This is a genomic window from Mesorhizobium sp. 128a (assembly GCF_053848025.1).
On sequence record NZ_JBSPKY010000014.1, the window covers coordinates 38715 to 63171 of the forward strand.

Annotated in this window: 17 protein-coding genes and 2 pseudogenes; 10 read left to right on the forward strand and 9 right to left on the reverse strand. The window is 59.1% G+C overall.

Annotated features, from left to right (window positions below; genetic code table 11):
- The first annotated feature begins 502 nt into the window (after positions 1-502).
- The 4 genes and pseudogenes from ACWTU9_RS22315 to ACWTU9_RS22330 all read left to right on the forward strand — a co-directional run.
- Positions 503-1357 carry a PRC-barrel domain-containing protein gene (locus tag ACWTU9_RS22315; protein WP_455860166.1) on the forward strand — a complete coding sequence of 285 codons (855 nt, stop codon included), beginning with the start codon at positions 503-505 and terminating at the stop codon, positions 1355-1357.
- A gap of 201 nt (positions 1358-1558) precedes the next feature.
- Positions 1559-1786 carry a hypothetical protein gene (locus tag ACWTU9_RS22320; RefSeq protein WP_455860167.1) on the forward strand — a complete coding sequence of 76 codons (228 nt, stop codon included), beginning with the start codon at positions 1559-1561 and terminating at the stop codon, positions 1784-1786.
- Between the two features lie 296 nt (positions 1787-2082).
- Positions 2083-2541, forward strand: coding sequence for a hypothetical protein (locus ACWTU9_RS22325; protein WP_455860168.1), 459 nt, complete (start codon positions 2083-2085; stop codon positions 2539-2541).
- 273 nt (positions 2542-2814) lie between these two features.
- A pseudogene (locus ACWTU9_RS22330) lies at positions 2815-2961 on the forward strand (IS1 family transposase); the annotation flags it as partial.
- Between the two features lie 59 nt (positions 2962-3020).
- Here ACWTU9_RS22330 and ACWTU9_RS22335 read toward each other — a convergent pair.
- Together ACWTU9_RS22335 and ACWTU9_RS22340 are read right to left on the reverse strand one after the other, a co-directional pair.
- Positions 3021-4040, reverse strand: a complete 1020-nt coding sequence (locus tag ACWTU9_RS22335) for a hypothetical protein (RefSeq protein ID WP_455860289.1) — start codon at positions 4038-4040, stop codon at positions 3021-3023.
- Positions 4041-4064: 24 nt separating this feature from the next.
- Positions 4065-4504, reverse strand: a pseudogene (locus ACWTU9_RS22340) (DUF6600 domain-containing protein); the annotation flags it as partial.
- A 336-nt stretch (positions 4505-4840) separates the two neighbouring features.
- On the opposite strand from ACWTU9_RS22340, the gene ACWTU9_RS22345 reads away from it, so the two are divergent.
- Complete coding sequence (locus ACWTU9_RS22345) at positions 4841-7057, forward strand: adenylate/guanylate cyclase domain-containing protein (RefSeq protein WP_455860169.1); 2217 nt, start codon at positions 4841-4843, stop codon at positions 7055-7057.
- Between the two features lie 36 nt (positions 7058-7093).
- Here the strand turns inward: ACWTU9_RS22345 and ACWTU9_RS22350 are convergent, their stop codons facing one another.
- The 4 genes from ACWTU9_RS22350 to ACWTU9_RS22365 all read right to left on the reverse strand — a co-directional run bounded on the left by ACWTU9_RS22350 (position 7094) and on the right by ACWTU9_RS22365 (position 10330).
- The gene (locus tag ACWTU9_RS22350) at positions 7094-7603 is read right to left on the reverse strand and encodes a YHS domain-containing (seleno)protein (RefSeq protein ID WP_455860170.1); all 510 of its coding nucleotides are present in this window, start codon (positions 7601-7603) and stop codon (positions 7094-7096) included.
- 27 nt (positions 7604-7630) lie between these two features.
- Complete coding sequence (locus tag ACWTU9_RS22355; RefSeq protein ID WP_455860171.1) at positions 7631-8299, reverse strand: ankyrin repeat domain-containing protein; 669 nt, start codon at positions 8297-8299, stop codon at positions 7631-7633.
- A 275-nt stretch (positions 8300-8574) separates the two neighbouring features.
- A complete protein-coding gene (locus ACWTU9_RS22360; RefSeq protein WP_455860172.1) occupies positions 8575-9498 on the reverse strand; it encodes a LysR family transcriptional regulator in 924 nt (307 codons plus the stop codon).
- A gap of 85 nt (positions 9499-9583) precedes the next feature.
- On the reverse strand, positions 9584-10330 hold the full coding sequence (locus tag ACWTU9_RS22365; protein ID WP_455860173.1) for a class I SAM-dependent methyltransferase: 747 nt from the start codon (positions 10328-10330) through the stop codon (positions 9584-9586).
- A gap of 36 nt (positions 10331-10366) precedes the next feature.
- Between ACWTU9_RS22365 and ACWTU9_RS22370 the strand changes: the two genes are divergently transcribed.
- The 4 genes from ACWTU9_RS22370 (at position 10367) to ACWTU9_RS22385 (ending at position 14452) form a co-directional block, all read left to right on the forward strand.
- On the forward strand, positions 10367-10570 hold the full coding sequence (locus ACWTU9_RS22370) for a hypothetical protein (RefSeq protein ID WP_455860174.1): 204 nt from the start codon (positions 10367-10369) through the stop codon (positions 10568-10570).
- Positions 10571-11019: 449 nt separating this feature from the next.
- Positions 11020-11745 (forward strand): helix-turn-helix domain-containing protein, encoded by a 726-nt coding sequence (locus ACWTU9_RS22375; protein ID WP_455860175.1) that lies wholly within the window; start codon positions 11020-11022, stop codon positions 11743-11745.
- Between the two features lie 105 nt (positions 11746-11850).
- Positions 11851-13050: an MFS transporter gene (locus ACWTU9_RS22380; RefSeq protein WP_455860176.1), complete on the forward strand. Its 1200-nt coding sequence runs from the start codon at positions 11851-11853 to the stop codon at positions 13048-13050.
- Positions 13040-14452: a hypothetical protein gene (locus ACWTU9_RS22385; RefSeq protein WP_455860177.1), complete on the forward strand. Its 1413-nt coding sequence runs from the start codon at positions 13040-13042 to the stop codon at positions 14450-14452. The genes ACWTU9_RS22380 and ACWTU9_RS22385 overlap by 11 nt, the downstream gene beginning before the upstream one ends.
- Before the next feature lie 475 nt (positions 14453-14927).
- Here the strand turns inward: ACWTU9_RS22385 and ACWTU9_RS22390 are convergent, their stop codons facing one another.
- Entirely contained in the window at positions 14928-15329 is a 402-nt protein-coding gene (locus tag ACWTU9_RS22390) for a hypothetical protein (protein ID WP_455860178.1), read from the reverse strand.
- 391 nt (positions 15330-15720) lie between these two features.
- Positions 15721-17367, reverse strand: a complete 1647-nt coding sequence (locus ACWTU9_RS22395; protein WP_455860179.1) for a sugar ABC transporter substrate-binding protein — start codon at positions 17365-17367, stop codon at positions 15721-15723.
- Between the two features lie 102 nt (positions 17368-17469).
- On the opposite strand from ACWTU9_RS22395, the gene ACWTU9_RS22400 reads away from it, so the two are divergent.
- Positions 17470-23037, forward strand: coding sequence for a trifunctional serine/threonine-protein kinase/ATP-binding protein/sensor histidine kinase (locus ACWTU9_RS22400; protein WP_455860286.1), 5568 nt, complete (start codon positions 17470-17472; stop codon positions 23035-23037).
- A 123-nt stretch (positions 23038-23160) separates the two neighbouring features.
- On the opposite strand, the gene ACWTU9_RS22405 is transcribed toward ACWTU9_RS22400, so the two are convergent.
- Complete coding sequence (locus ACWTU9_RS22405) at positions 23161-24447, reverse strand: efflux RND transporter periplasmic adaptor subunit (protein ID WP_455860180.1); 1287 nt, start codon at positions 24445-24447, stop codon at positions 23161-23163.
- Between the last annotated feature and the right edge of the window lie 10 nt (positions 24448-24457).

Below are 24457 nucleotides of genomic sequence, written 5' to 3' on the forward strand. Positions count from 1 at the left end.
TTTGGTCGAGTTCGCCAGCGTCGACGATGCGGTGGCTTGCGCCCTCGAAATCGAGCGGATTGAGCCGTCCGGCTCAGTATTTTATCGCCACAGGCAGAGCTATGTACCAGCTCCAAACCGAACCGGAAATCCTGGCGTTCCGGATATGAGCTGAATGCCAAAAAGGCGCGTCTTGTCCGGCTGGAACACAGTGCTGGCGAACTATCCATCAGGGCCAACTCACAGTCGCGATCGGATCCAAATTTGAGAACCATCTTACGGATGGGGCGCTCGTGCGAAACCCTTTAGAACGTTATGCCGCCGGCCGGACCAAGGAATGGCTCGCTTGCCGAAAATAGCCGCGCGACCCCTATGCCATGCCGCATCACGGTCTGCATGAGCCTTAGGTCTATGCGAGTAGGACCAATGGACCCACTCCCGGAACTTAGGGCCGCTGTTTTCGTTGTCGAAGTGACGTCGGCGGATAGCGACGCTCAGTCAAGGCAACAGGAGGAATTTCACCATGATCCGGAAGATCCTAACTACGGCGGCGACGGCCGCTCTCATGTCGACGGCGCTCTGCACTGCAGGTTCTCACGCCGCAAATTCCAGCAAGCCCGCTGCTCAGACGGAAGTTGTCGCCCCGGTCACTGATGGCAAGCTCGTCTCCAAGATCATGGGAGCCGCAGTCTATGACAGCAACGCCGATAACGCGACCAAGATCGGCGATGTTAATGACATCGTCCTGGACAAGGACGGGAACGCCAAACTCGTCGTCATTGGCGTCGGCGGTTTCCTTGGCGTGGGCGAAAAAAATGTCGCCTATGATTTCAACAAGCTTGAATGGGTGAACAAGGCGAGCGATCGCTGGTTGGTTGCAAAGACGACCAAGGATGAGCTTATGGCTCAGCCCAATTTCGATACGAAGGCTTACGATATCGCGGCAGCCTCGACGGCCGAGCCGACTAACAACACGGCGGACACCCAAGCGGCTGCTGGCAAAACCGATACGACTGCGACGGCCTCGATCGATAAGACGACCTTGACCGAAATGCCGTCAGACAAAATCAGTGCAGCAAATCTGATCGGAACCAACGTCTATGGCGCAGATGATGCGAAGGTCGGCGAGATCGGCGACGTTATCCTGACGGGTGACAAGAAGGTCGACTCGATAATCGTTGATGTAGGCGGCTTCCTGGGCATTGGCGAAAAGAAGGTCGCCGTCGGTATGGAGAACCTCAAGTTCATGACCGACAAGAACGGCAACCGCTACCTCTATACGAATTTCACCAAGGACCAGTTGGAGGCGCAGACTGCCTACGACAAGGCAACTTACGCCCAAAACCGAGACAAGCAGCGCATTATCGTCAACAAGTAAGAAATCGTCGCCAGGCGCCCGCCCGTGTGGCGGGCGCTTCGACTGGCAAACCCAGGAGCGGACTTGAAATGAGCCGACGAGGTCCGTCATAGCTCTGAAGATATCAGCGACCTCGTCCTGTCTGATGTCGTTTCTGCGCTTATCGGCGAGTTAAGGTTAGTCACGACTTCGATATTCCCTACATCGCTGGGTACAGCAGGGATGCACAAAGATTTACATCGATCGGCATCTGCCGCGCACTATCAGATGGAGAGGCAAGGACGTGCGCTCGAACCGTTTCTCGTGTGCCACGAAATTGTTGAAAAAGCGCTGTTGGACGAGTTGCGGCTTCATTATCTGCACGCCCATCAAATCGCCTCGCGCATCGCAAGAGGACGCCGTCAGAGCGGCTGGCCTGAGCTGGCGACCACTATCAAAGCGTTTATCTAGGGCCATGAAAAGGCGATCGATGAGGAACAGCTTCGCTGCGTGCCAGCTGAGTTAGATCTTACGCCTCACAAGGCCCTGAAGGATTACCCGTTGCTGCGAGGGCTGGTGCAAGCATCGCATTAGGTGTCGCGCTGAATGTCCAAGGCCTCGCAGAGCAGGAAACGCAGGCGCATTGTAAAATTTTCTCGCCAATGGAACTTCCCGACGGACTGCAGGTTCGCCTGCATAGGGACGACTGAGGCTGCCTCGGCCTATGCGTTGCTGCAGGCGGAGCGCCTCGCCAACAGGAGACGGTCATGAAACATCAGACACTTGCAGAACTGCATGGGGTCGCGGAAGTGGAAGTATCCTTTCCGGTTATGACGCGGCGCCAGCGCTTGGAACGCTGGGCCATGCTGCTCGAGCGAAATCCCGAGCGGTGCCTCGCCGCGTTCCCCGGGACCGAATACATGGCCTTGGACGTGCGCGACAAAGCCCAGTCCATCGGCTCCGCGCTCAGCGTCGCTTTCGCCGATCCGATGTTGTGCGCTGATGGGCTGAGGAACGATACGTATGGCGAAGCCAAGCGCTACTTCGAGCTATCGGATTGGCAGTTGCACGCTATCGTCTGCCATTGCCATGTCGGTGGGACGATGAAAGCTGGATGGGCTGCCGTTCAAGTCCGGTCTGCCATCGGCAACGAAGGCAAGCTTTTTACCAAATTGCGCGAGGCGATAGCCCATTGGCCGGTATTCCGCACTCACGCGAGGGAGTAAATAGCGATACTCGGCGCTTAGGGCAGATTGTTTGGTCATGGCGTAATCCAAGCGCACGCCTAGGCGCACCAGGCGCCGTGCCGGAACGCCTTCAACCGTGGAGGCATTCTGCTGCTGGGTTTCGCCGGAAAATTTCGGCTAATTGCGAGCCAGGTATCGCGATTTAGCGACAGCGCCCAAGCACTTCGAAGGCGCTGTAACCAAGGGCCAGGAACTAGATGGCCGGAATCCGAGGGACGAGACAGCCGAGGTGTGACACGCGGCGAGGGTCGTCGTTATTGCCCGGCCGTCTGCAGTGGCGCAGTCAAGACGCGCGTTGCGGGCGATCCCGACCCAGACCATGTCAGCACGTCGCACATTGAGCGCACCAATCTGACTATGCGCATGGCGAACCGTCGCTTCACGCGTCTTAGCAATGCTCAAGGAACTTCGCTAACCATGTCACATTCCCATCGCGGTGCCGTATCCTACCCACGCACTTAGCAGTTCTCAGTCTGCGGATCGCCGCACGCCTTGTTTTTCTCCTTCTGTGGCTTGGGCTTGGCCGCCTGCTCGGGCTCGGCCTGCTGCGGCTCGGCGGGAGGTTGCTTCTTGGCCTTCGGCTTCTCAGGCTTGGCGGCCTGTTCCGGCTCGGCCTGCTGCGGCTCGACGGCGGGCTGCTTCTTGGCCTTCGGCTTCTCAGGCTTGGCCGCCTGTTCCGGCTCGGCCTGCTGCTGCTCGGCGGCGGGCTGCGTCTTGGCCTTCGGCTTCTCAGGCTTGGCCGCCTGTTCCGGCTCGGCCTGCTGCTGCTCGGCGGCGGGCTGCGTCTTGGCCTTCGGCTTCTCAGGCTTGGCCGCCTGTTCCGGTTCGGCCTGCTGCTCGGTGGCCGGCTCCTTGGCCTTCGACTTCTCAGGCTTGGCCGCCTTGCCGGGCTCGGCCTGCTCGGTGGCGGGCTGCTCGCCGACCTTCGGCTTCCCAGGCTTGGCCGCCTTGCCGGGCTCGGCCTGCTCGGTGGCGGGCTGCTCGCCGACCTTCGGCTTCCCAGGCTTGGCGGTTTCTTCGGGCTTGGCGGTTTCTTCGGGCTTGGCCTGCTCGGTCGTTGCAGCGCCTTCGGTCGGCTTCGATTTCCGGCCAGCCTGAACCTGCTTCACCTCCTCGATGTCTTTGAGCTTAGCTGGTTTGGCCTTAGGGTCGGCTTTCACCTCGCCTTCAAAGACAGCGACCGTATCGTTTTCCAGTTTGCCGGACTGCTCGGGCGCGTCGGTCTTGCTGACCTTGACGGTAGTCACCTTCTGGTTCGTCTCCTTTTCGATCACATCGACATCAATGACTTTGTTGATCACCACGTTGTTCCGGACTGTCACGTCGCCGGCCGGTTCGGCCGCCTCAACAATGCGCACAAACTCCGGCTCATCACGAATAACGACCACAGAAATGTCCGCGGCAAGGAATTCGCGAGTGGGGACCACAACCCAGTAATAAGCCGGCGTCGTGTCGAAGGTCACCTCGATTGAAACCAAATCCGGATCGCGGCGCGGCGGCAGCGGAGCCCAAATGATGTGCTCCCTTTCACGACGCCAACTCACCCATGCTGGCGCCCACCGAGTACCCGGGACCCAGTACCAGCCGATATCGTCGGCATAGCCCCACCGGCCATAATGGTACGTCGCCCAGCCGAATGGCTCGTGGATACCCAGAGCCAGCCATATTGCTCGGTATAGACCCAGTGTCCAAGGGTATACGGACGCCAATCGTCACGTACATCAACCGGGACGAAAACGGTCGCTCCGTGGTACGAAACCCAATCACCATGGGAAGATAGGTCTTGGTAGAATATGCTGATCGAAACGTCGGTGGCAGCGCTTGCCTCGGACACAAGCGACAATGGCGTAATCGGATTGGGAATCTCGACGACCGTGAGCAGACAGGCGGCTACACCGCTTAGCATCATTCGGACCGCATTTTGGGCAAGGACGCGTTTCATAGCTTCCTCCGAAACAGACGCCCTTCATCTTACAAATTCGCCAGTTGTCGGATTGTTCCATCTCGCTAACGCTGTCCACCGCACAACGGGTCGGCATCGGACAATGATGGTTCTCCTCGTCCCCCCGATGCTCCCCGCCTCGCAAGCAACATGCCGACTCAGCCACCTCTGCCGCTGGTTCGCGGCCGCTCACCGACTAACCTCAATTGGAGTATGCCGGGGCCAGGCCGGCCCCCGGCGCCGCGTGCGGACGCCATACCTCTGCGACGCGCGCATTTTCCGGTCCTTGGCCGCGCATATGGTCTTGCCATAGGGCCTTCGCTATAGTCATGGGCGGTGGAACAGGTTCAACATCTCGAACGGAAGCTAGTCGCCATCCTCGCCGCCGACGTGGTGGGGTACAGTCGGCTGATGGGGCTGGACGAGACGGGCACGCTCACCCGGCTCAAGTCGCTTCGCCGCGAATTCATCGAACCGTCGATCGAGGCGTACCATGGCCGCATCGTCAAGCTCATGGGCGATGGGGCTTTGGTCGAGTTCGCCAGCGTCGTCGATGCTGTGGCTTGCGCCGTCGAAATCCAGCGGGTCACCACGCAGCAGAACCTCAGTCTTCCCGAAGATACTTGGATCGTGTTCCGAATCGGAATCAACCTGGGTGACGTGATCATTGACCAGGACGACGTCTACGGCGATGGCGTTAACATCGCGGCCCGGCTAGAGGGGCTGAGCGACCCTGGCGGCATCGTCATCTCGGGAACGGCCTACGATCAGGCCCATAACAAGCTCGGCCTGATCTTCAAGTCACTCGGCGAACAGCGCCTCAAGAACATTCCAGAACGGGTCCGCGCCTATCGCGTTCTGCTGGAACAGACCGGAGGAGCCAGGAAGTCGCGCTCTCCACGGTGGCCTGTGATCGGCGCGGCGGCGCTCCTTCTGGCTCTGGCAGCGGGGATTGCCTTGATGCTTTGGCCGCGGGTAATTGGCCTTATGCCAGGTCACAGTGCCCATCAGGCCGCTTCAACGCCCGGCAAGCCTTCCATCGCCGTTTTGCCGTTTACCGATCTCGGCCAGAAAGCGGGCCAGGATTACTTGGCTGAGGGGCTCGCAGACGATCTCATCACCGATCTGTCCAAGATCTCCGGGCTCCTCGTCATCGCCCGCAATTCCGCGTTCTCCTTCAAGGATCGATCCCTCGATGTCGACGAGATCGCGGCGCAGTTGAACGTCCACTACGTGGTCGAGGGCAGTGTCCGCCGGGAGGGCGACGCAGTCCGGATCAATGTTCAGCTCATCGATGCCAAAACGGGAAGCAACATCTGGGCCGAGCGCTACGACCGCGACTACTCCCGGATATTTGCGCTTCAGGACGAGGTGATCGGGCGCATCGTCGACGCACTCTCGGTACGCCTGACGGAAGGCGAAAGGGCACAGATTGCTCGTCTCCCTACGCGAAGCCTGGAGGCGTACGATTTCTACACCCGAGCCGAGCAGAAGGTTTATGTGCTCGACAGCAGGTCTCTCGGCGAGACACTGTCCCTGTATCAAAGAGCGATCAAGCTTGATCCTGCGTTTGCGGATGCTTACTCGGGCTATGCTCGCGCCACGGTGGACGTGCTCGGCTTCGACTACGAGTTGCTCATGCTCAGCGCCGTCGCTCGCCAGCGCGCCTATGAAGCGGCAGGGCGGGCGCTGGAGCTCGATCCGCAGTCGTCGAGAGCATATGCTGTGCTCGGCATCCTGCAGATGCTGGATGGCGAATGGGACCAGGCGATCGCATCTGTCCAGAAAGCCGTCGAACTGGATCCGAACGGCGCGGAGGCAGAGCTCAACCTGGCCATCGTCCTCACCTACGCAGGACAAGGCCCGGAGGCTCTGACAGCGATGGAGCGGGTATTACAACTCGATCCCAAGCCGCGAGCGCAGGTCTTCGACTACTATGGCTTCGTGCTCTACATGAACCGCCAATACGAGAAGGCCTTGCGGGCGCTAAACCAGGTCCAGCCGGAAGAGCGCAGCGACCTCGGCCTCGAAACCCTCGCAATGGCAAATGCGCGGCTGGGCCGAATGGCCGAGGCGCACGATGCGGTTGCAGCAATCCTGAAAAATCCCGAGCAGAACCTCGCCGCCTATCGTGTCGTCTATGCCCACCACCGGCGGCAACAGGACCTCGATCACCGGCTGGATGCCCTTCGCGCCGCGGGAATGCCCGAGCGGAGCTTCGATTTTCGCGGGCGGGAAGAAGACCGCCTGGACGGCTCCCACTTACGCGCCCTGACAGGTGATCGGACATGGGTCGGACGTCAACATAATGGTGCGCCGTTCGTCATGGAGCTGAGTGCAAATGGAGATTTCGCCCTGAGTTCGCAAAGCAGCATTATCACCGGCGCGTCCAGCTTGGATGGCAACCTCTTCTGCACGCAATCCACCGCGACCTTGCTCGGCCGCAAGTTCTGCGCCCCGGTCTATCGCAACCCCCAGGGGAGCAGCCAAACGCAGGACGAGTTTGTGTGGCCGGACTCCGTCACCGTCTGGTATTTCTCCGTGTCTCAGTGACGGGCACCATTCAACATGCGGGCTTGCGACATGCGCCTAGTTGGCGGCCGTTCTAGCCTCGAATTCCTTCGCCTCCACTGCGGGCCATTCGGCTTCCGCCTTCGCAATGACAGGCGCTGGGTTGGCATCGAAGTCTTGCTCCAGGCCCTCCTTTCCGGAAAAAAGGAAGAGCTTGCCGTCGACAATGCGGAACGCTTCCGGGTCAAGGTTCGCAGATGCCTCCTTCGCTGACATTCCCCCGGTGCAAAAGCCGCCGAATTGAGGAGCATAGCGCACAGGCTCGGAAATAAAGGCATCGCGGTGCTGGACGCTGGCGAAGTACCACGTCGCCCCAAGCCATTTCTTCGAGATCTTGGGCGAACCCATCGTCGCGCGACCGTCCGTAAAATACGCCACCGGATCGTAGCCCAGTATGGCGACGTTGCCGAAATATCCGGTGTTCACTCCGTCGTCGGCGTAGGATGCGCTAGTGCCGAAGAGCATGATGGAGGCGGCAACTACCCCCGCGCAAAGCAAACTGTCAAACGTGGAACGGTTCTCTGTCATGTTCTTCTCCCGTAACCCTACTCGATATCAGTTGCCCAGGGCGATGCACACCTTGTACGACGACCCCATCGTTTCCTTGGGTTGGCATTTTGCGCCGTGCTTCTTGAGCAAGGCCATTACGTCGGCGCTCTGAAAGAACGTCGCGCGGCTGAGAGGCGTGTAGCCGTATTCCTGGATTGCCTCGACCTGTGCTCCGTGCGCGATCAATAGCTCCGCAATGGCCGTCTGGTTCTCTTCTGCTGCTACATGCAGCGGGGTAATCTTGTGCGTGCTCAACGCATCGACCTCGGCCCCGTGGTCGAGCAGCAATTTAGCTATGTCCAGGCTTCCTGAGTAGGCTGCCGCATGAAGGGCAGTGAAGCCACGGTCGTTGCGGGCTTCGATGTCTGCCTTGGCCTCGATCAACACAGTGGCGACCTCGGTCTTGCCGGCAAGTGCTGCATCGATCAGTGGGGTCTGTCGAGTTTCGTCGCGATCGTTCACATCGGCGCCTTGTGCCAGGAGTTCGGCTACCTTGCCGGCGTCGCCCTCTCCGGCAGCATCATGAAGGGGCCTCGCGATCGCCGGCCCGGCAGCAAACCAGGAAATGAAAGTAACGACGAGAGCCCGACAGACAATACGAACCCAGCCGGTTCCGAAACGCCTGACCCGCATCGGGAAGGCCTTCGGCAGCAACAATCGCCTGGAGACCATCATGGCCTAACCCTCCGGCCGCCGCGCGCCCGCGGATGGGTGTGTATGAGACCACTCTAATACATTCGGCACAGCGCAGCAATCATCGACGAGTTCGTAGCCGTTCGCTTGACTTGCTGGAGGTTGCCGCCGGGTTTTTGCGCTGACGCTCGTGCAGGCGCGAACAATCGTCAAGGAGGTCGCCACCGTGACTGCGAACTGGCGCGATGTTGCCAGAGCCGTGGCCGCCCGATCATCCGAGATCAACTGCATGGCGAGCGCCTTCGAGCACGCCTATCTCAAGAGGGCCTTAGCGCTGCAGGGGCGCTTCGTGCGTCCGGGTCCTTGACTTGAGCGGCTGCCACCATGTTCTTGGCGAGCCCGACCAGACGCAGGACAGCCCGCTTTGGATTGGATCCGAGCCACACACCCCTGATCGAACTGATGCTGTTCTTCCCGCGAAGCGGCTTCCAAAGGGCGGAATCGATGTCCACTGTCCTGGCATAGCTCGCCTCGGCCAAAGTGACGCCTTGCCCGAGCCTTACCTGGAAAATGACCGTCGCCTGGTTCGCGCGGCACGTTCGAACAGCCGGGCCGCCATCGGCCGCAATGCGTTCGAGTAGGCACAGGTCCAACGGCGGTCCTTCCAGCCCAAGCGGGAGGAGCAGAGACATGTCCGCGAGGTCGGACCATCTGAGCACCGGCTTGTCGACAAGAGGATGACAGGACGGCAGGAGCACGAAGAGGCGTTCTTGCCAGAACACTTCACTGCTGCAGAATTTGGCGGCGCCAATGTCATGCGTGAACACAATGTCGAAGCGCCTGCGACGTATAGCTGACAAACACTGGCCGGCTGGAACATCCTCAATGGTCAGCCTTATGTCCGGGTACAGCTTGCGGAAACGCTCGATGAGGCGTTTGAGGAATTCCCCTCCTGTCACCCAGCACAGTCCGATCCTGAGTGTCTTGGCGTCCTTGTTATCGCGCACACGCGCGGCGAAGGCATCCAGCAAGCCGTCGTAGTGAGCCCGCACGATTTCGATCCAGGCGCGGCCCGCCTTTGTCAGGCGAACGCCGCGCACATCGCGCTCGAACAGCTGCATGTCGAGCAACTGTTCGAGTTTGACGACGTTACGACTGACCGAGGATTCCTGGACCCTCAGGGCTCTTGCGGCCTGACGCAAGCTGCCGTGCTCCATGGCCGCAAAAGCGTAGGTCAGCAACTGGATGACGTTCCCGTTCCGCGTCATGTCCCTTGCGCTTCGTAACCATCGCCGCAGCAGGCGCGGCTACCACTCCATGGCTGCGTCACACCGGGCTGTCCGTCATGGCGATCGTCGCGGCGTCAGATACTAGGGTCTCGTAGACATATTCGTGCGGAATGGCCGGCGTTGACATCTGTGAGGCGTAGAGATCGAGATTTTCCTTGCTGTTGCTTGCCGCAAGGCTGCAGAAATTGCCGCTGTTCCACGTCATCGTGCAGTACCTGAAATGCGCACCTACGGAGCGCGCCATCTCTGCCAGCGTCACCTCATTGTTGAACATGGTCCCGAGGACGTCCGTCCTCTTTTTTGCGATTTCGTCCGGGGGAAAGTATCTCGCCTTGAAGCCATAGTCCTTCTGGTACTCTCGACGCTGGTAGTCGCTTTCATTGGCCGCCCTGAACTTTTCGACGAAGACGAAGATGCCGCCGTCCTTGAGGTGCTGGGTCACGAACTCGATCTGCTTCGGTCTGTTGGGCGAATACATCTGGAAGGTTGTGTCCTCCAGGATGAGGTCGAAGCCTCGCGTGAATTTCGTCAGCCGCCGATCCGATCCGAGCGCATCCTTGGTCAACCAGTGGAACGGGCCGATGAAGAATTCGGCGTGGGCCGGTTCGCCATACGCCATGAAGGATTTGTAGTTTTCGGGGTTCGGGCTGCAGGACAGCGAAACAATCTGCCCATCCGAAAATTCGGACAGTGTTCTGGCCATCGTGCCTTCCGCAGTTCCAAGACTGTACAGCGACAGCGCAGCACCACGGCGCCGAGCATAGTTCAGCACTGCGTAGGCCATCCGGCACTCCTCTTCCAATCTGTAGGGAATGCTGCCGTGATAGTGCTGGTCGAAAAAACCTTGCCGGGCGGCGTGCAGGCGAACGAGATCACGAAGGAGTTCGTCGCTGGGCAGGAGGCGTGCATCGGCCTGAGGCTTGCGAACTGGCATCCCGCTTTTGCCCGCTGCGGTTGCCGCGAAAAACCCTGCCAGCTGGTTGATCCGTGGTCCTTGGTCGCACTCGGCCAGGAAGTCGTTTAGTCCTCGCATCGCTCTATGCCTCCCGCACCGTAGCTTTGGTGAGATGCCAAGAGCTCGACGAGAAAACTCCACTCAATTAAGAGTGATCTAATGTTTCAGATTGCTTCGAGTCTTGGCCGGGTCACTGGTAGGCCTGCTGAATACGAGGGGCTTTCCTACGATTGCCATTTTTTTACTAAAGTCACATCTTCTACCAATCCTGAGTTAGTTGTGATTTGTCCAGCAACCTCTGGTTATGCACAACACGGGAGGGCGGGCTACTCTTAGTATGAAGGCTGCTCCCATCCGTGGACACTCCTTGCCTCGATCCGAACAAGATCCGCCGTTCACAGCACCAGACGCTTACACACCAACATGAGAGCTGGGGCAGCATACGGGCAGACTTGATCAGGAGAACTGGTCTGGAGCGCCAGGAAACAGCTATTTCGTTCCCAGGCCATATATTCCTGATGAACCTGAAAGGGGCGGCAAGCCGCGGAGAAGATTTCGTCGACGGGCGTCGGATCTCGTTTTCGCCGCGGCGGGCCGGTTCGGTAATCCATATGCCTGCCGGCAGCGATTGGACGGGGTGGGACGAAGGAGAGCCGATGGCCGCCTACCTGCTCGTCTCGATTGAAAAAGGGTTCGCCGACGAGGCGTTCGGCGGGATGGTGCGCCATCGCTCGGGCGACCTGCCAGCTGCGATCGGATTTCGGGACAGCACGGTGGAAATGGCTTTGCAGCGGATCGCCATCGAGCTCAGGCAGCCCGATCCGATCAGCTTGACGATGGTCGAGAGCCAGGCCATGCAATTGTTCGTTCAGATGGTCAGGCGCAACGGTCACTATCATGAGCCGGCGAAAGGCGGGTTGTCAGCCTTCGATCTCAAACGTGCGATAGCAATGATCGAATCCTCGTCGGACGAGACACCCACCCTCGCCGATCTGGCAAAGGAGGTCGGTGTCAGTCGTTTCCATTTCAGCAGGGCTTTCAAGCAATCTACCGGGATGACGCCACACGCGTTCATCGCACGGCGTCGACTGGATCACTCCGCCGACATGCTGCGATCGACCAATATGTCGGCGACGGAGATCGCGCTGGAATGCGGGTTCGGCAGCTCAAGCCATTTCACGATCGCCTTTAAGCGGGCGTTCGGCGTCAGTCCGACGGAATACCGCCGCCGATCCAGGATTTGATAAATCCTTTCGCTGATTTCAGCAACGAACTGAAAAAACAACCGGGATTGTTAAGCGGCAATCTGGCCAGTGGGTAATGACAAGCACCGATTGGATGCGTAGCCCTTGTCAAATGCAATTCACATTAACGCTGACCGCAGATCAAGCATCCAGTCCGGGATATGGCTTGGATTCCTGGCCAGCACGCTATCGGCGGCAGTCGGACGAAACGGATACTACATCGCATCCGCCTGGACGCTTGTCGAAGCAGGCTACGGAGGCGCCGCCGTGGCGACACTGCTTGCGATCGTCAGTGTTGTCGAATTCGTCGCAAGCCCTCTGGCCGGCCTGACAGCGGACCGGTTTGACCGACAGCGATTGAACATCGCGGCCGATCTCGGTCGCTTTGCCATCTTGCTCACTACGGCGTGTACGCTCCTGTATCTGGACGCCCTTTTAACTCTCTGCGTGTCAGCGGCGCTCTTTTCGATTTGCGATCGTGTCGCGCTGACCGCCTCGCAAGCAATGATCCCGCTCATGACGCGCGGCGCCGAACTTGCGGCCACGAATTCCACCGTGTTCTTCACCATGCAGTTTGGCAGCCTCGGCGCAGCGTTGCTTGCCGGGTCATTGCTGGGTGGGCGCTCCCCTGCCCTGACGTTCACGGCGCTCGCCCTGTCGTTCCTCGTTTCAGCCGGCTCACTCTCCTGGATGCGGTCAGGGCTCCTCCCGCAAGGTGTCAGAAGGGCCAAGGGCCTGGCACCGAACATGGACAGGCATCTCCTTCGTCTGTTTGCCGCCTATGCCCTTCTCTATGGAGGCGCGGTGCTGGTCACGGTGATAGGATCAAGCTTCGTCTTCGAAGAGCAGCAAGGCACCGCCGCCGATTTCGGCTACCTTGAGGCCGCGTGGTCGGCCGGTTCGGTTATTGGGGCGGCTGTTCTTGTCAGGCTGACACGGGCGATAAGTGGTCCTATACTGCACCTCATGCTGTTGGCCTCAACGGCGCTCGCGTTGATGTCGTTGATCACTTTACGGGCGCCCTGGACATTGATCGTCTTCGCCACGCTGGGGTTTCTCTACAATCTGAGCCGGGTGAGCATCGAGGTCACACTGCAGTCGCGTATGCCTGACAATGTATTGGGCAGGGCCAAGGGCGTCATGCACAGTCTCGCTGTCGCGCTCGGCCTGGTGATTTTCAGCATCACTGGCGTTTTGGGCGAGAGTGTATTTCCTTCGACAATCTTCTTCGGATTCGGCGTGGTGCTCCTCATCAGCATTCCTGCATTGAGCATCGGCATCGCGCAGCGAAAGGATGAACCGTGAGGTGGATGAGCTAGCGACGGACACAGGCGCCAAGCAGGCGGTGCTGGACACTCTGGCGACGCTCTATCCTTGGACGCGCTCCTATCATTGCCGCCCGCTTCGCGATTATGCGTCCCGCTTGTTCGAAGCGCCTGCCCAGAAACCAGAACCCGAAATTCGCAGCCGCGCGTTTGCCAGGCTGCTTGACACGATCAGGAAGGCGGGAACGCGAAACGGATTGCCGATCAGCGCCGTCTCCCAAATATGCAAAGATCTAGAACAACGCCGCGTGTTGCAGACCGGCCCGCATTTGTTTCTCCTCATGGAGCCAGAGGCCTATTACACCCACGTCTTCAGCCTGCTTGGCCTCTCGGCGCATGGCTGCTCGACCTACGTTTCCTATGCCGTTTCCACGGTCAGTCTCGTTGAAAAGCCCCGCAAGGGGCCAGGATGGATCACGCTTGACGGGACGCCGGTCAACGTCTTCGGTCTCAGCCGAAGCCGGATGATCGGATACAGCCTTCTGACCGGGCCTGGATCATACCGGTTCGAGCTGGAGCCAATGGAGCCAAATGCCGAGGGAGACGCCCTCGCCCTGCTTCGCAGCCTTCTGCCGAAGACGCAGTTCGAGCGGCCTGCGCATGCCATCAAGGCAGCCAATCGCATCCTCTGGCCAAAACTGTTCGGAGAGAGCTTTGCCTTCCTGCAAATCGACGATGAGGATGTTGCCGACCTGGTAGCGGACCACCTATCAGACAAGGCTTCCTGGCTGCGTACGAGGTTGCTGGAGAGCCCAAAGCTGGCTTTGAATATCCTTGACGAGATCGACAGGCTGGCGGCTGGCCCCTGGGGCGGCTGGCTCGCGCGCGGTACCGATTTCTTTTGGTATTATGAAAACGGAAAGCGCCTGCCGCTGCGCATGGTGGGTGGAGAACTCATCAATCTGGCGACCAGAACGAAGGTAGCCCGCTTCGCGGCTCCTGATATCATTGAGCGGCTGGCGGACCGCAGCCTTGTTCCGAACCTGCTCCTTATGTTTCTGGTCCTGTCGATCCTGCCCGGCGTGCGCGCGCTCGGAGGCAGTCACCAGCCGGTCTACTATCCCCTGATGCGCTACGTCATTTGTCGGGCTCTAGAGGCCTCAGACATGGATGCGGACCTTCGACGCGCTCTCGCGAGCGATGATGTGCCAGGAGCTTGGGGGCATCGCGTCATTGAATGCGATGAGGATCCATTCGAGTCAATCCGAAAGGGCAGCATAGGCGAAACCAGCGAGGTCATCGACCGCTTCGGCGATATGCCTTTCGCTGATGCCTGTGGAGGTCTGAGCAGTTTCGTTTCTGATCCGTCGTGGACTGAACTTTGCTCACAGCTGCGGGAGCGAGCGATCGCCCCAACCGATCCGGAACGGGGCTTTTCCTAAGAGTAGGCAATCGCCCGTGGCTGAGGTCAAAAATGAGCAGCACCTGCCGTCGCAAAATCGATCACGGAATGGCGCATTCTTGGCCGAAAACAGTCCGCCAGCTTACGAGCTGCCGTTACCCGAAACGCAAGCGGTCGCAGACTGCCTTTTATGCGACTTTCGAAGCACAAAAGGCGAACATTGAAAGGGCGTTGTGTGTTTTTGAAATCAACAGGCCTGCCCATTCCGTCAGTGCCGGTGATCAATAGCAATGGCTGGAACGGGGCCGACAGCGGACCGTCAGGTGTTAGCCAGGTTTAGCGAGAAGCTGCCGTTCAGCGTCCGATCCGATCGCAGCCATTAGCCTCCATTCGAGCAGTGACCGCTCCTGGCCTGAACTCCCTCGCGGCCTGGAGAAGACACTGAAGGCTGCCGGTGGACGCTTCCTGCCTGGGTAATAGAGCGAGAGCGGCGCGAGCGTCTATCCGGTGACGATCTAGTTCGAATATTCCCAGAAATCGTCTGGGACAGAGGTTCCGATGGCAGCCCGCATGGCATCGCGAAAAAGTTTCGCCGCGGGCATTGGACGGAAGGCTACCGTGCGGTCGACGATGAGCCCCTCGTCATTTTCTTCGATGATATCGAAACTTTCGAGCTCGTGACCTTGGATCGTTCCCTTCCATCTCAACAGGGTTCTGCGGTCGTCCAGTTTCCACTCGCCGGTATAGGCACCGTCTCGCAGCGTGGTCGACGCCGCGAAAATCTTTGCAACCACCGAGCGACCTTCTGCGGTCCGTATCAGTACTGGACTGTGAAAAACGACATCCGGTGCAAGAAGCTTTTCGTAGTCGGCTACCGTGGCATGACCTGACTCGCGAAGTTTTCGAATTGCGTGCATTGTGAACAGCTCCTTCGATGGACAACGACACTGACTGCTCGCGAGACTGGACGGCAGCGATGGTTAAGATATGCAGCCGGGCGCGCCCTGGATCGATTGTCCGATGGTGTTGACGATACCTTGGTATTAGCAAAGTCAGTTAGAGATGGCGGTAGCAGTTGTCGCCGCATGTCGAAGTTCCGCGCGGACGCCCAACGTGTGGATAAGGGCCCGAGATGGCTGTTGCTCAGGGCGCGAGCAAGTCAGGATTCATACCCCATAGGCGGTTTGAGAGTCGTAATCTGTGCACCTGCCTTTGAGAGCCAAGGGTCAGCCCACGCATACTCCTTGGCGGACGACACAGTCGCCTCCTTCCAGGGTCCAGACCGGAATCAGGCCAGGGACTGGGCGGCTACATGCCAAGCGACGCTTTATACAGCTTAATCTGATCGTCGCGACCGATCTGGTCAGTGATTTTCTCCCAGGCGGCGGCGATCCTATCGGCCGTCTCCTGAGCGGAAGCGTACTGGCCCGAAATGCCCTTCACCAGTTCGTCTTCGAAGATCGAGTAGTATTGGAAAATGCCGGGGATGCGCGGCTCGATCGCGGCGTTGGGATGATTGTAGCTTTCCGCGTTCGAGCCGAGGTAATCCTCGACGTAGTCGCGGTCATAACCCGCCGCCACCCATTCGTCATAGTTGAAGTGAGAATTGCGATAGGGCTGGAAGCCGGACGGATATGCGGCCATCCAGAGCGAAATGTCCTTGCCGCCGAGATGCGCCGCTGCCGACCATGCCGCCTTGCGCTTCATCTCATTGCCCGAGACACGGTTGGTGACGTAGATGCCCCAGCCGAGATACGCCATATTCGGCGCGAAGTTCGGGCTCGCCGGCTTTTCCCACGCGCCGGCTCTGGAATTGTACACCTCGTCAGCGCCAGGGTTGATCGAGAAGCCGACGACACCGCCGACAACCGACGTCTCCGATGTGCGGGCATACGGGCCGACGTCGCCCCACCAGCACAGCGCTCCGCCAGTGCCTGCGAGGAACTGTTGAGACATAGTCGTGTTCGGATCGGCGTTCACTTGGTCCGGCGGCTGATCCGGCATCATGTCCATCACGTCTTGGATCGCTCGTACCCACGCCGGGTTGTTGATGCGCGGCTGCATGGTGTCGGGCTCGAAGAGCCACGCCGGATCAGCCGGATGCTTGGCGTAAGCCGCGGCACGGTCGGCCAGAAAGTAGTACCCGAACCCGCCCCATTGGAACTTCAGCGGATCGAGGAAACCGTAGGCGTCCAGCCCTGTAAGTGGATCCTTCTTTCCCTTAAGGGCCTCGGAGAAAGCCTTCACCTTCGCCCATGTGTCCGGTGGCTCTAACATGCCGCTTATCGATCCGTCGCCAAGATAGTCGGTACGATAAGCGAAGGTGTGGCAATCGCCGTCGATGGTGACGCGGTAAGTTTTTCCGTTCCAAGTTCCGACCGGAGGCTTTAAGTAGCCGACAAGGTCATCGGCGTCGATCTGCTTCGCCACCCAGTCGGGCATCTCGTCGAGAAGGCCTTTGCCGGCAGTGTCACCCTCCAGTGGCGCACCCATCTCGAGGATGTCGAAGTCGATTGTGCCGGTAGCGATGGACTGCTGCAGACGTGGATTGTAATCGGCCTGCGCGAGGTCGATCCAGTTGATCCTCGCGCCAGTATACGTCTCCCAGGGCGCGAGGAAGCCGCGAAAAAGGAAGTTGTGTTTCTGTTCATTGTTAAGACCCATAAAGGTCAACTCGATCGCGGCGAACTCGCCTTCGGCGACGGTAGCCTTTGTGCCTTCGAGGCATAATTCGCCCACCTTTTGCCAATCGGCGTCGGTCGGCTCGCCGGTTCCTACTCCAGGTATCTTTAGGATCTGCGCGCGCAGGTTCTCATCCGCGAACAAGCGCGAAACCGTTCCGGGCACTCCCGACGACGATCCGGCGGCAAGAGCAGCGGCCCCTGCGGCGCCCTTCAACACGCGGCGGCGGCTCGCCTGAATTCTCATCAACCGTTCATAGACGTCGACCCTCATCGCTTTCCTCCTCCCGGTTGTGACAAAGTTTGACGGTCACAAGCTTCTTCTGCACCTCGCCTGCCCAGGGTCGTTGGCTGCTGTTGCCGACCCTTGAACATCATGGACCCTCGCGGTAATCTCAAGTCTGGCGGAGTCTGGCAACTAGTGGCTTATTCGCAGACCACGGGCTATTCCAGCGCCACCTCTCAGGTCTTGTGGGAGGACGGTGAACGGGTTGTCTGCCGTGATTGGCGTTTGGATGAGCAGGGCGAACGACGTGCCGTTCTGATCGTCGTACCTGCCGTCGAACACCCGTCTCGATCAACCCTCGAACGGTTCAGCCACGAATACGAACTCAAAGACCAACTCGATGAATCTTGGGCGCTGCGGCCGTTGGACCTCGTCCATGGCGCAGGGCAGACCATCTTGGTGCTTGGAAATGTTGACGGCGAACCACTCGACATGCTGCTCAGCACACCAATGGAGGCTAGACGCTTCCTCAACCTCGCCACCGCAATTACGGTGGCTGTGGGTAAACTACATCAGCGCACTCTGATCCACAAGGACATCAAACCAGCAAACATTTTCGTCAATGCTGCCACGGACGATGTGTGGCTGACAGGTTTCGGTATCGCCTCACGTTTGGTGCGCGAGCGCAGGCCTCCCGAAACAATCGACGGCACGCTTGCCTACATGGCGCCTGAGCAAACGGGGTGGATGAACCGCTCAATCGACTCCCGTAGCGACCTCTACGCACTCGGCGTCACGTTTTACCGAATGCTCACAGGAATTTTGCCGTTCGTGGCCGTGGATTCCATGGAGTGGGTCCACTGCCATTTAGCAAGGAGGCCGATTGCACCTGCCGAGCGGCTGAAGGAAATTCCCGGCGTCCTTTCAGCGATCGTCATGAAGCTGCTCGCAAAGGAGGCCGAAGATCGCTATCAGACCGCCGCCGGTCTCGAAAACGACCTTCGCCGATGCTGGACTGAATGGACCGCGCACGGTCGAATCGACGACTTTCCACTTGGCGAGCACGACACATCCGCCCGCCTCGTAGTTCCCGAGAAACTCTACGGACGGCGAAAGGAGGTCGAGACGCTGCTGACTTCTTTCGATCGCGTGGTCAAAGGCGGCGCTCCGGAATTGGTGCTTGTTTCCGGCTATTCCGGCGTGGGGAAATCCTCGGTCGTCAACGAACTGCGGCCGGTTCTAGCACCGTCGCGCGGCTTTTTCGCTTCCGGCAAGTTCGATCAGTACAAACGCAATATTCCCTACTCCACGCTGGCGCAGGCCTTTCAAAGCCTGGTTCGGCCCCTGCTCGCCAAGAGCGAAGCCGAGCTTGCGCCTTGGCGCGAAGCGCTTCAGAAGGCACTGGGGGCGGACGCCGCGTTGATCGTCGACCTCGTACCCGAAGTAAAGCTCATCATCGGGGAGACGCCGCCCCTTCCCGAGCTTCCGCCACAGGACAAGCAACAGCGTTTCCAATTGGCCCTTCGCCAGTTTGTCCGGGTCTTCGCTCAGCCGGGGCGTCCTCTGGCGCTTTTCCTTGATGATCTGCAATGGCTGGACGCGGCGACGCTCGACCTGCTGGAAGAGCTGTTGATCCGGCCCGACCTGCGAAATCTCCTCGTCATTGGTGCCTACCGCGACAACGAAGTCACGGAAGCACACCCGCTCATGCATAGGCTCGAGGCAATTCGGCGAACCGGGAGGGTGCACGGCATCAAGTTGGATCCACTGACAGTCGAGGATTTGGGAAGACTCGTCGCGGACTCGCTGCATTGTGAACAGGAGGAGTCCGCTGCCCTGACCGAGATGGTGTACGCGAAGACCAACGGCAATCCGTTCTTCGCGATCCAGTTCCTTCAAGTCCTCGCCGACGAGGGTCTCTTGGCATTTGACTATGCGCGGGCACGATGGTCATGGGACGTCGCCGGCATCTACGACAAACGGTACACGGCAAACGTTGTTGACCTCCTCGTCCCGAAGCTGAAGCGGCTGCCGCCCGATACGCAACACGCGCTACGGAGCCTCGCTTGCCTCGGCAACGTTGCCGACGTCGCGACACTCTCGATGGTCTTGAAGAAGTCCGAAGACCGGGTTCACGCCGCTCTCCTGGAGGCGCTCTGCCAACAATTGATCGAGCGCCTCGAGCATACTTACAAGTTTGCGCACGACCGGGTGCAGGAGGCCGCCTACGCGCTGATACCGAAGAAGTCCCGCGCCAAGATCCATTTGACAATCGGCCGGCTGCTGACAACGCAAATGCCGCTGGGAAAGCGCGAAGAAGCAATCTTCGACATTGTCAACCAGTTCGATCAGGCGGCCGCGCTGATCGCCGAAGACGAGGAGCGTGAGCAGGTCGCGGCACTCAATCTGGTTGCGGGCAAGCGGGCAAAGTCAGCAAGTGCTTTCGTCGCCGCTCTGCGGTATCTCGAAGTCGGCCGGGCCCTGCTCGGCAAGAATGGATGGCACCGCAATCACAGGCTCACCTTCGACCTCGATCTCCACCTTGCCGAATGCGAGCATTTGAGCGGGCGATCCGAAGAAGCCGAGCAGCGTCTTTTGGCGCTATCAGGGCAAGCTCAAACGTCGATCGACTCTGCTGCTGTCGCCTACTTGTTGATCAATCTCTACATAATCTTGGATCGAAGCGACGACGCCGTCGCTGTCGGCCTCGCCTACCTGCGTCGGCATCAACCGCAATTGGCGTTGGGTTCAACGGCCGAGGACATCAGGCAGGAATGCAATCGATTGTGGAGCAAGATCGAGGGCTCGTCCATCGAGGCTCTGCTCTACTTGCCCTTGATGAGCGATCCACAGCAGCGGGCGACAATGAATGTGCTCACATCCATGCTTTCAGCTGCCCAGTTTACTGATCTCAATCTCTTCCACCTCATTATCATTCATATGGTGGGCCTCAGCCTTGAACACGGCAACACGGAAGGCTCGTGCGTTGCCTACGCTTTGCTTGGTTGCGTGCCGGGTCTCGATGCCGAGAAATCTCTAGCCGGCTTTCGTGTCGGCCAGATTGCCTTGGACTTGGTCGAGAAGCACAGATTTGATCGTATCAGAGGAGCTATCTCCTACTTATTCGCGCTTTTCACCGCGCACTGGACGCAGCCTTTGGAAACCTGCCAGAGGTTGTTTCGGGGCGCTTTCGAGGCCGCTGTGGAGGTTGGAGATCTCAAAAATGCGTCCTTTGCCCGCGTCGATCTGATCACAAATCTTCTGGCAACCGGACAATCGCTCGAGGAGGTGGAGCGCGAGGCGAAAAGTGCGCTTGCCTTCGTGCAAGGCGTCCGGTTCGGTCTGATCAGCGACGTCATCCTGGCGCAACTCGGGGTGATCCGGGCGCTCCGGGGACAGACTGCACAGCTAGGCTCGTTTAACGATGGCGAATTTGATGAGAACATATTCGAGCAGCATCTGGAAGGTGACCCCCGCCTGGCCGTGGCAGCGTCGCGGTATTGGATCCGCAAGCTGCAGCTCAAGGTCTATGCTGGCGACTACGCAGACGCCGAAATTGCTGCATCGAAAGCAGAATTGCTTCTTTGGACGCTACCCGCTCAACAGGAGCTGCCTGAGTATCATTTCTATGCCGGCCTCGCCTGGGCGGGGAATTGCGATACCACAGCGGCGACAGGTGCGGATGACGCCTTGAACCGGCTGAGAGCTCACCAGGGAAAATTCGCGTACTGGTCACTCGGTGGGCCGAAAAATTTCGCACATGGAGCAGCGTTGCTCGGCGCAGAGTTGGCTCGGGTCGAACGGCGCGAAAGCGACGCGATGCAGCTTTATGACGAGGCCATACGTTCGGCGCGAGAGCAGGGCTTCGTTCAACACGAAGGGCTCGCCAACGAACTGGCGGCCCGCTCCTATGCTGCGCGCGGCTTTCCAACGATCGCGAACGCATATCTACGGGAAGCGCGCTCCTGTTATCTGCTCTGGAGAGCCGACGGCAAGGTGCGGCAACTCGATCAAATGCATCCTCACTTGAGAACGGCGGGGATCGCTCAGTCTTCACTCGGCAGCATTGGCGCCCCTTTGGAGCAACTCGATCTGGCGACCGTGATGAAGGTTTCGCAAACCATCTCCGCCGAGATAGTCCTCGAAAGGCTGCTCGACACTCTGATGCGCACCGCCATCGAGCACGCCGGCGCCGAGCGTGGACTGTTGGTCCTTGCCGACGGTGGAGGATTTCGGATTGAGGCTGAAGCAACAACTATTCAGAACACTGTTCTGGTGAGCGTCAAGCCGGCTGAGGTGTCGGCAGCTCTGCTTCCCGAGTCAATCTTTCACTATGTCGTCAGAACAAAAGAAAGCGTCCTTCTGAACGATGCGTCCGCCGATGAACGGTTTTTTAGCGACGAATATATACGGCGGTGTCAGGCTCGATCCGTCTTCTGCCTGCCGTTGCTCAAGCAGACCCGCCTTATCGGCATTCTCTACCTCGAGAACAATCTCAGCACCGACGTCTTCACGTCTGATCGGATCAGTGTTCTGAAACTGGTCGCCTCCGGGGCAGCCGTTTCGCTTGAGAACAGCCGGCTTTACGATGACCTGAGGGAACGCGAAGCCCGGATGAGACGCCTCGTCGATTCGAACATTGTCGGCATCGCAATCGGCGTGCTGGCAGAACAGATCATTGACGCCAACGACGCCTTTCTTCGGATTGTCGGCTATGACCGGGAGGATCTCGCGGAAGCACATCTCAATTGGACGGACCTGATACCTGTTGAATGGCGAGAGATTGACGCTCAGCGCATTTCGGAGATCAGATCGATGGGCCTTGTCGAACCTTATGAAACCGAGCTAACCAGGAAGGATGGAACCCGAATTCCAGTGTTGGTGGGCACTGCGCTCTTTGACGGACCAGAGGACCAAGGGGTCTCATTCATTCTCGATTTAAGTGATCGCAAGCGGGCGGAAAAAGAGGCCCGCGAAAGCGAGCGGCGATACCACGAAATAGAGATTGAATTGGCACACGCAAACCGCGTCACCATGCTAGGGCAACTCTCAGCTTCGATTGCTCATGAAATCAGCCAGCCTCTGTCAGGCGTAATCATGAATGCAGGCACCGGCTTGCGGATGCTTGCCGCCGCTCCCCCGAACGTGGACGGCGCGCGTGAAACGACACGACGCACTATCCGCGACGCCAATCGCGCTTCGGAAATTATCCAGCGACTGCGAGCGCTTTTTGCTAAACGTGAGGCCACTCGTGAGTTACTTGACCTCAACGAGGCCATCCGGGAAGTCATCGCCCTATCGAAGCAGGAGCTCCAGCAAATGCACGTGACTTTGCGCTCGGACTTGACCGATGATCTACCACCGGTAAAAGGCGACCGCATCCAGCTTCAGCAAGTGATGCTAAACCTCGTCAGGAATGCCATGGACGCGATGTCTGCGGTTGAAGACGATCAAAGACAACTGCTTGTCAGAACGACGGCAACTGGCTCGGACCTGCTGGTCGCCGTTGAAGATAGGGGGCCTGGTCTGGATCCAGACAGTCTCGACCGTGTCTTTGTTCCGTTCTACACTACCAAGTCCGATGGTGTGGGTATGGGTCTATCGATTTGCCGCACGATTATCACGGCTCATGGTGGCAACCTCTGGGTCAGTCCCGCCGTGCCCCGGGGTGCGATTTTCCAGTTCACATTGGCGGCCATTCCGACGGACGCAGCGTAACCATTACGCCTGGCGAGCTTGCCACGAGAGATCAAAGATCTCCTTGCCTATGCCACCTTGCACAGTCGATGCTTGTATCTCGGCCGTGCAGATCAATTGCCAGTTTCCCCAAGCGGCACGAGGTCAATCTTGGCGAGGTGCCGCCTGTATGCTCGAAGCCAAACCGGGATTAATCTGATCCGGCTCTGGCGTTGCCTGAGCTTCCCATTCGGGGACCGATTGCGCCAACTTACCCTCAGCCGTGACGGTTGGGATACAGTCGGGCCGCGCCGCGGGGCCATCGAGCACGTTGGACAGACTTGCACGCACGCTGTCGAGCCAGGTAGAATGGCCGGCGCCGGAGTGGTCTCGCACCGACACGGTTGCCGTCATGCCGGAGACAAGCGGCACGCCGGGCGGAACTTCGTCTATCGCGATGCGAACCGGGACACGCTGTGCCAGCCGCACCCAGGTATAGATCGGATCCACATTCGGTAGACCTTGTGCGCCAACGGCTGCGTTGGAAACGCTGAGGCCGCGTGTGATGGTGCTGACATGCCCGATGATCGGTGCTGAGTAGCCCATCAGCCTCGCCTCGACTTGGGCGCCCGTGCAGACGCGCGCCATTTTGGTCTCTTCGAAATAGCCGTCGATCCAGAAACTGTCGGCATCGATGATCGAAACATTGGCGACACCCTGGCGAGCATAGTCACCGGCGCGCAGCAGCAGGTTCGTCACGTATCCATTTACGGGGCTACGAACCTCGGTACGCCTCAGGTTCACTTCAGCCAAGGACACCTGGGACTGCGCGGCTTCAAATGCGGCCTCGGCCTGGATCGCGTTGCCGGCATAGATCTGCTGTTGTTCGGGGGTGGTCGCGAGGGTCGACAATTTGCCCTGTCGTTCGGATTGCCGCTGCTTTACCTGCACATCCGCCGCCCTCTGCTGCAGCGCTGCTTTGCTGCTCTGTAGGGCCACGTCGAAATCGAACTGATCAAGCACATAAAGGACATCGCCCTTGTGCACAAACTGGTTGTCGACAACACGCAGTTCTTTGATCCGGCCGGTAACTTCTGGAGCAACGCTTGCCACCTGAACGCGGATACGCCCATCGCGCGTCCATGGCGCGGTCAAATAATGATCCCAAGCGACGACTGAAATGAGGACGGCGACGAGCGCCAGCGCAAGTGTGGCCAGTCGCTTGGCCACTGCTGCCAGCGCCATTCGCATCGCGCCCCCTTGTCGAGTCAATTGGCCTTGGGGGATGGAAGCTGTCTGGGCGCCGTCTTGTGCAGCCGGAACAGCAACAACATTCAGGTTCGCCGCCTGCAATGCTTCGTTGTCAATTTGTGCAGGTATCAGGGCAGTAGGCTCCGTCTCGGGGGCCAGCGCCGCCTCCTGAACAAACTTCTTCTTGAGTTGCGCGTCCATGACAGTCTCC

What these genes read in the sequence shown, in the direction of transcription:
- ACWTU9_RS22375 (WP_455860175.1), top strand. Translation starts at nt 11,020, where the DNA reads ATGAACCTGAAAGGGGCGGCAAGCCGCGGAGAAGATTTCGTCGACGGG.
- ACWTU9_RS22385 (WP_455860177.1), top strand. Translation starts at nt 13,040, where the DNA reads ATGAACCGTGAGGTGGATGAGCTAGCGACGGACACAGGCGCCAAGCAG.
- ACWTU9_RS22315 (WP_455860166.1), top strand. Translation starts at nt 503, where the DNA reads ATGATCCGGAAGATCCTAACTACGGCGGCGACGGCCGCTCTCATGTCG.
- ACWTU9_RS22350 (WP_455860170.1), bottom strand. Translation starts at nt 7,603, where the DNA reads ATGACAGAGAACCGTTCCACGTTTGACAGTTTGCTTTGCGCGGGGGTA.
- ACWTU9_RS22395 (WP_455860179.1), bottom strand. Translation starts at nt 17,367, where the DNA reads ATGAGGGTCGACGTCTATGAACGGTTGATGAGAATTCAGGCGAGCCGC.
- ACWTU9_RS22355 (WP_455860171.1), bottom strand. Translation starts at nt 8,299, where the DNA reads ATGATGGTCTCCAGGCGATTGTTGCTGCCGAAGGCCTTCCCGATGCGG.
- ACWTU9_RS22405 (WP_455860180.1), bottom strand. Translation starts at nt 24,447, where the DNA reads ATGGACGCGCAACTCAAGAAGAAGTTTGTTCAGGAGGCGGCGCTGGCC.
- ACWTU9_RS22320 (WP_455860167.1), top strand. Translation starts at nt 1,559, where the DNA reads ATGCACAAAGATTTACATCGATCGGCATCTGCCGCGCACTATCAGATG.
- ACWTU9_RS22325 (WP_455860168.1), top strand. Translation starts at nt 2,083, where the DNA reads ATGAAACATCAGACACTTGCAGAACTGCATGGGGTCGCGGAAGTGGAA.
- ACWTU9_RS22390 (WP_455860178.1), bottom strand. Translation starts at nt 15,329, where the DNA reads ATGCACGCAATTCGAAAACTTCGCGAGTCAGGTCATGCCACGGTAGCC.
- ACWTU9_RS22365 (WP_455860173.1), bottom strand. Translation starts at nt 10,330, where the DNA reads ATGGCCTACGCAGTGCTGAACTATGCTCGGCGCCGTGGTGCTGCGCTG.
- ACWTU9_RS22400 (WP_455860286.1), top strand. Translation starts at nt 17,470, where the DNA reads ATGGACCCTCGCGGTAATCTCAAGTCTGGCGGAGTCTGGCAACTAGTG.